This is a genomic window from Arthrobacter sp. H14 (assembly GCF_000520495.1).
Classification (GTDB): Bacteria; Actinomycetota; Actinomycetes; order Actinomycetales; family Micrococcaceae; genus Arthrobacter_C.
The window spans coordinates 98,829-106,079 of sequence record NZ_KI914646.1; the positions used below are offsets into that span (position 1 = coordinate 98,829).

Sequence of the window (7,251 nt, forward strand, 5' to 3'; positions counted from 1 at the left end):
CCCCCAGCCGGTCCAGTGCCCACAAAAACGCCGCCAGCGTCTTGCCCGACCCGGTGGGGGCAACCACCAGGGCGTTGGAACCGGCCGAAATCGCATCCCATGCACCCTCTTGGGCCGTCGTTGGCGCGGCGAAAGCACCCAGGAACCACTCACGGGTTGCCTGCGTAAATCCGGCCAGCGGCGACTTCATAGCCTCATCATCTCCCACGCTGCCGACATTATCGGCGGCGGGGGCGGCTCGGCTACTCCACGGGCTGGAAGGCCCCAATCGTCATGAGTTCTATCAGGGGATCTGCGCATGCCGTGATGTGCTGCTCGGCGATCAGGGAATCGTATGCGCTGGGCGGGTACACACGCAGGCCGGATGCTTCAACCTGCTCACACTGATCGCCATAATTGGAGGCTTTGGTCTGCTTCAGCGTCGCCATGGCGGATTCTCCGGGCTGCAGGTCGATGGACACCGCCGGTTCCGAGGTATTGCGTGTTGCCGCGGCGCCGATCTGTTTCCCATCGGCGTCGACGTAGGAAACTCCGGGGTAACCCGCGAGCACGCATGGATCGCCGCTGGTGTTGGTAACTTTCAGGCCACGGTAAACGCTTCCGGCCGTCGCTCCGCCCCGGATTTCCTCAACGCTGCCGGCCAGGTCGGCGGCATCGCACAGGGCCGGGTCGTTGTCATCCTTGTCCGGCTTGGACCCGGCCGGCGCTTCCGCTTGGGCATCTTCTTGATTGTCGACGGCGGCATCGTCACCCTCCGCCGGCTGCTGGTTCTGGTCCCCGCCGTCGTCGTTATTCTCCGAAGCGGACCCGGTCGCGGGTGCCTCGGATTCGCCGGTTTCTGTCTCCGGCGTCGATTCCGCGTCCTTGGGACTGGCCTCCGCCGAGGAACTGCTGCCGGATCCGGAGGTTTCGGGTGCGGCGGGTTCAGATGTTGGCCCACAGGCGGTCAAGCCCATGACGGCGGCGACCGATGCGGCCGCTAGAAGGGTGCTGCGTTCCCAGCCTCGGATGCTCATAGCAACACCTTGGAGGCAGCGGGTGACCGAGTCAACCACTTCTGGCGCTGTTCAGGCAATTGGTGCCGGTTCGTAACCTGTGTGACGGAAATGGACTCGTGTGACTCGGTGTCCTGCTACCGGTTCAGACTGCCTGTTCTTCGCCGCTGCGGTCCGGTTGGCTTGACGGCGTCTGATCCCGGTCCGGCACGTTCCAGACCTTAATTACTGTCCAGGCGACAGCGGTCATGGGAACTGCCAGGATCGCTCCAACGATGCCGCCCAGAATCGTTCCTGCAGCCAGCGCGAGCAGAATGACCAGAGCATGCAGCCTGACCGTATGGCTCATGATGAGCGGCTGCAGGAGATTGCCTTCGATCTGTTGAATGCCGATGATGACGATCACCACGATCAGGGCCACGAACGGACCGTTGGTCACGAGTGCAACCAGCGCGGCCAGTGCCCCGGCTATCGTGGCACCAATTATAGGAATGAACGCGCCGAGGAACACGATGACCGCCAGCGGCAGGGCCAGCGGAACTCCGAGAAACATCAGCGCCAGGCCGATGGCGGTTGCGTCAACCAGGGCGATGAGAGCGGTCCCACGAACGTAGCCACCCATCACCACCATGGAACTATCGCCAATGCGCTGGGCCCGGGCCAGGTGTTGACCCCGCAGCGGCCTACGAAAGAAGTTCCAGATTTCCTGGCCGTCCTCCAGGAAGAAGAAGAGGACGACGACGGTCAGCAGCAGGCCGGTGACCATGGACGTGAAGACGCTCAAGCCCGCAATCGCGCTGTTGCCGAACTGGCTGCTGGTGATGAAATCGATCGCGGCTTCGCGCGCCTGGGTCAGTTGCTGGGCATCAATGGGCAGCGGACCTCTGACGATGAATTGCTGCAACTGATCGAGGCCTTGGGAGGCATTGGAAACAAGTTCGTCCCACTGATTCCGTACGGCAAAAATAATTGCGGTGATGATGCCGCCCAAGAAGGCTACAGAAGTCAGCAACGCGATCCACGTGGCCAGCAATTTGGGAACATTCCTCCGCCGCATGAAATTCACCAACGGACTGATCGCCGCTGCCAGCAACAGTGCTATCAGCAGGGGAATGACCACCAGCTTCAACTGGATTAACGCGTAAACCGCCGCGATCGCGAGCGTCAGAATGAGCAGAATCTGAAGGGTGCGCATGGCCACCCTTCCCAGGCTGTCCGACCACACGCTGGAGACAGCCGGCCGGCGTCGGACCTGGCTCGCGACATGCACCGCCCCGGGCTCCAGATTGTCGGCGGAACTGCTGCGTTTGCGCTTCATCGGCGTGATCCTTTCGGCGAGCCCCCGGCTCTGCACTGGTCGCTATGTCCACTCTATCGATCAGCGCCGACAATGTGATCCAAACGGCGGCGCCGCCCGGTGGTAGTGCAGTAGAGCGTCAGCGCTGCCCGGCAGGGGTCTTCTGATGTCGGCGACCGCAAGGTAGAACTGAACGATGGGGCAATCCCGTCCCGTGGATCAAAGGAGTCTCCATGAGCCAACCACCAACCGTCATCGTCTTCGACGTCAATGAAACCCTCTCCGACACCTCTCCGCTAAAGACAAGGTTCGACGACGTCGGCGCCCCTGAATATCTGGCCGACCTGTGGTTCGCCGGCGTTCTTCGCGACGGCTTTGCCCTTGCCGCGGCCGGAACCAAGGAGAAGTTCTCCGCCATCGCCGATGGCGTTCTCCGTAATGTGCTCAACACGGTGCCGCTGAACCGGAGGATGGATGACGCCGTCGAACATGTTCTTCAAGGCTTCGGTTCGCTGCCTGTGCATCCCGACGTAGCCGACGGAATCACCGGACTGAAGGATGCCGGAGCGCGGTTAATTACCTTGACCAACGGGGCGGTGGAAATCTCGGAGCAATTGCTCACTTCTGCCGGTGTCCGGGACTGTTTTGAAGCGTTGCTTTCGGTGGAGGACGCCGCTGCTTGGAAACCGGCGCGGGCGCCGTACCAATATGCCGCCGAATCGACCGGTGAAAACCCCGCCAATATGCTGCTCGTCGCCGTTCATCCCTGGGATATCGACGGCGCCTCACGGGCCGGATTGCAGACCGCATGGATCAATCGGACGGGCGCAGAATACCCCGCGCATTTCAACGCTCCTGACTTCTCCGTAACGGCGATCACGGAACTCACGGCGGCGGTCGGATTGGCCCCCTAAATCCCATTTTTGTCAAGAGCCGCAACTGTGGGCCAACTCACGTAATTAGCCAACCTGTGTGGATCCTTGGAATAGTGGGCGGCTGCACACAGCACTTTCCCAGAAATGCTGCCATCAAGCACCCCCGTCAGATACGGAAGGACACTTATGACCGACCAGACGTTCAAGATTCTGGCCATGGTGGTCTATATGATCGCCATGCTGGGGATCGGCTGGTATGCCTATAAAAGGACCAGCGACCTCGACGACTACATGCTTGCCGGCCGGAAACTCAGGCCCGGTGTAGCCGCACTCAGCGCCGGCGCCTCTGATATGTCCGGCTGGTTGCTGCTGGCTTTGCCAGGAGCAATCTACCTTTCCGGCCTCACCGCAGCGTGGATAGCTATTGGCCTGACCATCGGCGCCTGGCTGAACTGGAAGTTCGTGGCCCCGCGCCTGCGTAGCTACACCGAGGTATCCAATAACTCCATCACCGTGCCGAGCTTCTTCGAAAACCGGCTCAAGGACAAGTCTCGTGCGCTGCGGATCATTTCCGGCATCATCATACTTGCCTTCTTCACCTTCTACGTCTCTTCCGGCATGGTCGCCGGCGGAACATTCTTCGAGAGCTCCTTTGATTCCAACTACTATCTGGGAATCGCCGTTGTCGCCGGTGTGACTATCCTCTACACCCTCTTCGGGGGGTTCATGGGCGCCACATTCACCGACGTCGTCCAAGGCTTGCTAATGCTGATCGCACTGCTCGTGGTTCCTATCATCGGGCTGACTCAAGTCGGTGGCTTCAGCGGCATGACCGAGTCCATCCGCCAGGTAGATGCTTCGATGCTCAATATCGTCGCAGGCGCGGGGACCCTCACAGGATTCCTAGCTATTGTTTCCGCCGCCGCATGGGGACTGGGTTACTTTGGACAGCCGCACATCCTCGTCCGCTTCATGGCGCTGCGCTCCCCCCGCGATGCCAAGGCCGGCCGCCGCATTGGAATCGGTTGGATGGTCATCAGCGTCCTCGGAGCCATACTCATGGCACTGGTCGGCGTGGCCTACTTCCAGCAGAATCCACAGCTGTCGCTGGCAGACCCGGAAGCAATCTTCCTGGCGCTGTCGCAGGCGTTCTTCCACCCGATGATCGCAGGTATCGTCCTGGCTGCCGTTCTCGCCGCAATTATGAGCACCATCTCCTCACAGCTGGTGGTCAGCTCCTCAGCATTGGTGGAAGACCTCTACAACATGATTGCCAAGAAGTCACTCAGCCCGAAGCGCGGAGTTGTCCTTGGGCGCATCGGTGTGCTCGTCGTATCGATCATCGCGATTGTGCTGGCAACTGACCGCAATTCGTCGATTCTCGCGCTCGTTGCATTCGCATGGGCCGGATTCGGCGCCTCCTTCGGACCGACTGTGCTGCTGTCGCTGTACTGGAGGAAGCTGACAACGGCCGGTGCGCTTTCCGGCATGATCGCTGGCGCCGTCGTTGTCTTCACGTGGGGCAATTCCGAATTGTCCGGCTTCCTGTACGAAATTGTGCCCGGGTTCATCCTCAACGTGATCGTCGCCGTCGTCGTCAGCAAGATGACGTTCAAGCCGAATGCAGAGATTGAAGCAGAGTTCGACGAAGCGGTCCGCCGCGTCGAGTTCCCGGACTCTGCTCCGGCCGAGAAGGAAACGGTCACCACTCGGTAACCACTCTTTGCTGGAGTAATCTCCGCATTAGTACGGCGGCCGCACCCATCCCGGGTGTGGCCGCCGCACTTCTTTAAGGAAGGCAGCGGCGCCGTCACCAACCGCCGCGGGTTGGCGTATGTCCCTTTCGGGCATCGTCGGGCATCGCCATTTCGGCCCGCAGGCCCAGGAGTCTGATCGGACGGCCCGCTTCGATTACGGTTGCGAGGTCCAAGGCCCGTGCGAGGATTTCGTTCCGGTCGAATGTCCCGGGAACCCTCCCCGCGTGGGTCTTGGTGAAGAACGGCGCGTATCGAACCTTGAGGGTCAGCCCAACCACGGGCCGTCCTTCGGCCACAACATCCTCAAGGACACGCGCTGTCAGCTCCCTCACGGCATCCTCCACCTGGCAAGGCTCGGTCAGGTCGCGCTGGAAGGTTATCTCCCGGCTATGCCCGCGGGCTACCCACGGGGTATCGTCCACAATGCTGGTGCCGTCCCCGCGTCCGAGCTCCGCGTACCAAGGACCCATCTTGGGCCCGAACTCCGGCACGAGGCTTTGGGGATCGGACGCGGCAAGCTCGGCGACTGTGTTGACGCCGAGTTTGGCCAGTCGGCCCGACACTTTGGTTCCGACACCCCACAGGTCCTTGGTGGGCCGACCACCCATGACGGCGAGCCAGTTCCCGGAAGTGAGACGGAAGACGCCGGCCGGCTTACCGAAACCGGTGGCGACCTTGGCTCGGACCAGGGTGTCGCCGATGCCCACGCTGCAATGCAGCTGCGTTCGCTTTAGGACAGCGGACTGCACCTGCCGGGCGTAGTCTTCCGGATTCTCTGTCTCCGTGCCCACAAAGGCTTCATCCCAACCCAACACCTGCACGGTGGCGCCCGGCTGCGCACGCAGAGTAGCCATCACCGCTTCGGAGGCTGCGAGGTAAGCCTCGTGATCGACGGGCAGAATCACAGCATCGGGGACTTTCCGGGCCGCAATGCGTAAGGGCATTCCGGAACCCACTCCGAACACCCTGGCTTCGTAGGATGCGGTCGACACCACAGCTCGTTCCGTGGGGTCGCCCCGACCGCCGACAATGATCGGCTTGCCAGCAAGCTCCGGCCGCCGGAGCACTTCGACCGCCGCTATGAACTGGTCGAGATCGACGTGCAGCACCCACCGGATTCCGCTCACACCACCAGTCTGCCCTAAACATCCCGGGCAAGCATCGGCTCTCTATCGCGCCTGGCCGCGGAGCCCGCCGCCTTGAGCTGGTGATCTCCGGGAGTCACCGCGGTAATAAGAGTTTCAGCAAATCTTTCTTATGCACTCCAATTGGGGCAAAGCAAAAGGTCCCGCTTCCCTCTGTTTACAAGGGAAAGCGGGACCTTCTAATGGCGGTGACGGTGGGATTTGAACCCATTGACATACCATTGCAGTTACGTGGATATTTTATCTTGTTTACTCGTATTCACTATCGTATTGGCCCATATGTTCACATGCAGTTACAGGCGCAAACAGGTATTCCGTTGTCATTTGATTGTCAGGGTGTTGTCATCAGGCTCAGGGTGCGGTGGCGGTCCAGGGCCTCGGCCACGGAGTCCAGATCATCCTCGAACAGATCAGCGTACCGGTCGAGGGTCATAGCCGCGCTGGCATGTCCGAGCATACGCTGTAGTGCTTTCACATTTGCGCCGGCGCTGATGGCGAGCGAAGCAGCTGTGTGCCGTAAGTCGTGGGGTGTGACCCTCGGCATGATCGGAGGAGCTTCTTCTCCGTTCTTTTCTGCGACGGCAGCGGCAGCTTCGTCAGCGGCCCTCACGCGCTTCACAGCTCCAATGAACCAGCCGCTGTCCATGTTGCCAGAACGCAGGTGTTTACCTTCTATGCTCGGCCAGAGTAGATCCTCGGGGCGCTTGTTCTCGCACGCTCGTTTTATTGCATCGTTGAGGAAGGCCGGGTAGACGATGGATCGTCGCTCGTTGGATTTCGGTGTTCCGATCTGAATACGGCCATTGACGTTCACGGCGTTCTCTTCTATTTGTGCCCGTCGGCGCGTACGGTCGACGTCTCCGACGCGTAAACCGGTGGCTTCGCCCCACCGAAGGCCGGAGTAAGCGATGAAGAGGATGAAGTCAGGGTATTTAGACGCCTTGGACAACCTGTCGACCTGGAGATGTGTCAGGTAAATTTTCTTGGCCTTTCTCTTCGTCGGAAGTTTTATGTCTCGGGCCGGGTTCTTGGCGATTCTCTTGTCCTGCACCGCGCCGTCCAGGATGGAGGCCAGTACACCATGGACACGATTTACGGTCGTCGGGCTCTTCTCTTTGGCGAGGTTTGACACCCAGGTCTGCACCTCAGTGTGCCGAATAGTGCCAACGGAGCGTTGACCCC

At 60.7% G+C, this 7,251-nt stretch carries 7 protein-coding genes; 2 read left to right on the forward strand and 5 right to left on the reverse strand.

Annotation, left to right across the window (positions count from 1 at the left end):
- The 3 genes from Y707_RS24690 to Y707_RS24700 all read right to left on the reverse strand — a co-directional run.
- Positions 1 to 190: DEAD/DEAH box helicase (locus Y707_RS24690; protein WP_035780941.1), on the reverse strand; the 190-nt coding region annotated here is incomplete at its 3' end.
- A 52-nt stretch (positions 191 to 242) separates the two neighbouring features.
- Positions 243 to 1,016, reverse strand: a complete 774-nt coding sequence (locus tag Y707_RS28930; RefSeq protein ID WP_051441821.1) for a DUF4232 domain-containing protein — start codon at positions 1,014 to 1,016, stop codon at positions 243 to 245.
- A 124-nt stretch (positions 1,017 to 1,140) separates the two neighbouring features.
- Positions 1,141 to 2,313: an AI-2E family transporter gene (locus tag Y707_RS24700; protein WP_081744743.1), complete on the reverse strand. Its 1,173-nt coding sequence runs from the start codon at positions 2,311 to 2,313 to the stop codon at positions 1,141 to 1,143.
- Between the two features lie 212 nt (positions 2,314 to 2,525).
- Between Y707_RS24700 and Y707_RS24705 the strand changes: the two genes are divergently transcribed.
- Positions 2,526 to 3,206 carry a haloacid dehalogenase type II gene (locus tag Y707_RS24705; RefSeq protein WP_035780942.1) on the forward strand — a complete coding sequence of 227 codons (681 nt, stop codon included), beginning with the start codon at positions 2,526 to 2,528 and terminating at the stop codon, positions 3,204 to 3,206.
- Positions 3,207 to 3,353: 147 nt separating this feature from the next.
- Positions 3,354 to 4,883: a sodium/proline symporter PutP gene (putP, locus tag Y707_RS0109175; protein ID WP_026534860.1), complete on the forward strand. Its 1,530-nt coding sequence runs from the start codon at positions 3,354 to 3,356 to the stop codon at positions 4,881 to 4,883.
- Between the two features lie 94 nt (positions 4,884 to 4,977).
- Here putP and Y707_RS0109180 read toward each other — a convergent pair whose 3' ends face one another.
- Positions 4,978 to 6,051: a DNA polymerase IV gene (locus Y707_RS0109180; protein WP_442853287.1), complete on the reverse strand. Its 1,074-nt coding sequence runs from the start codon at positions 6,049 to 6,051 to the stop codon at positions 4,978 to 4,980.
- A gap of 349 nt (positions 6,052 to 6,400) precedes the next feature.
- Positions 6,401 to 7,251 (reverse strand): tyrosine-type recombinase/integrase (locus tag Y707_RS24710; RefSeq protein ID WP_035780982.1); only part of this gene is annotated, 851 nt, incomplete at its 5' end.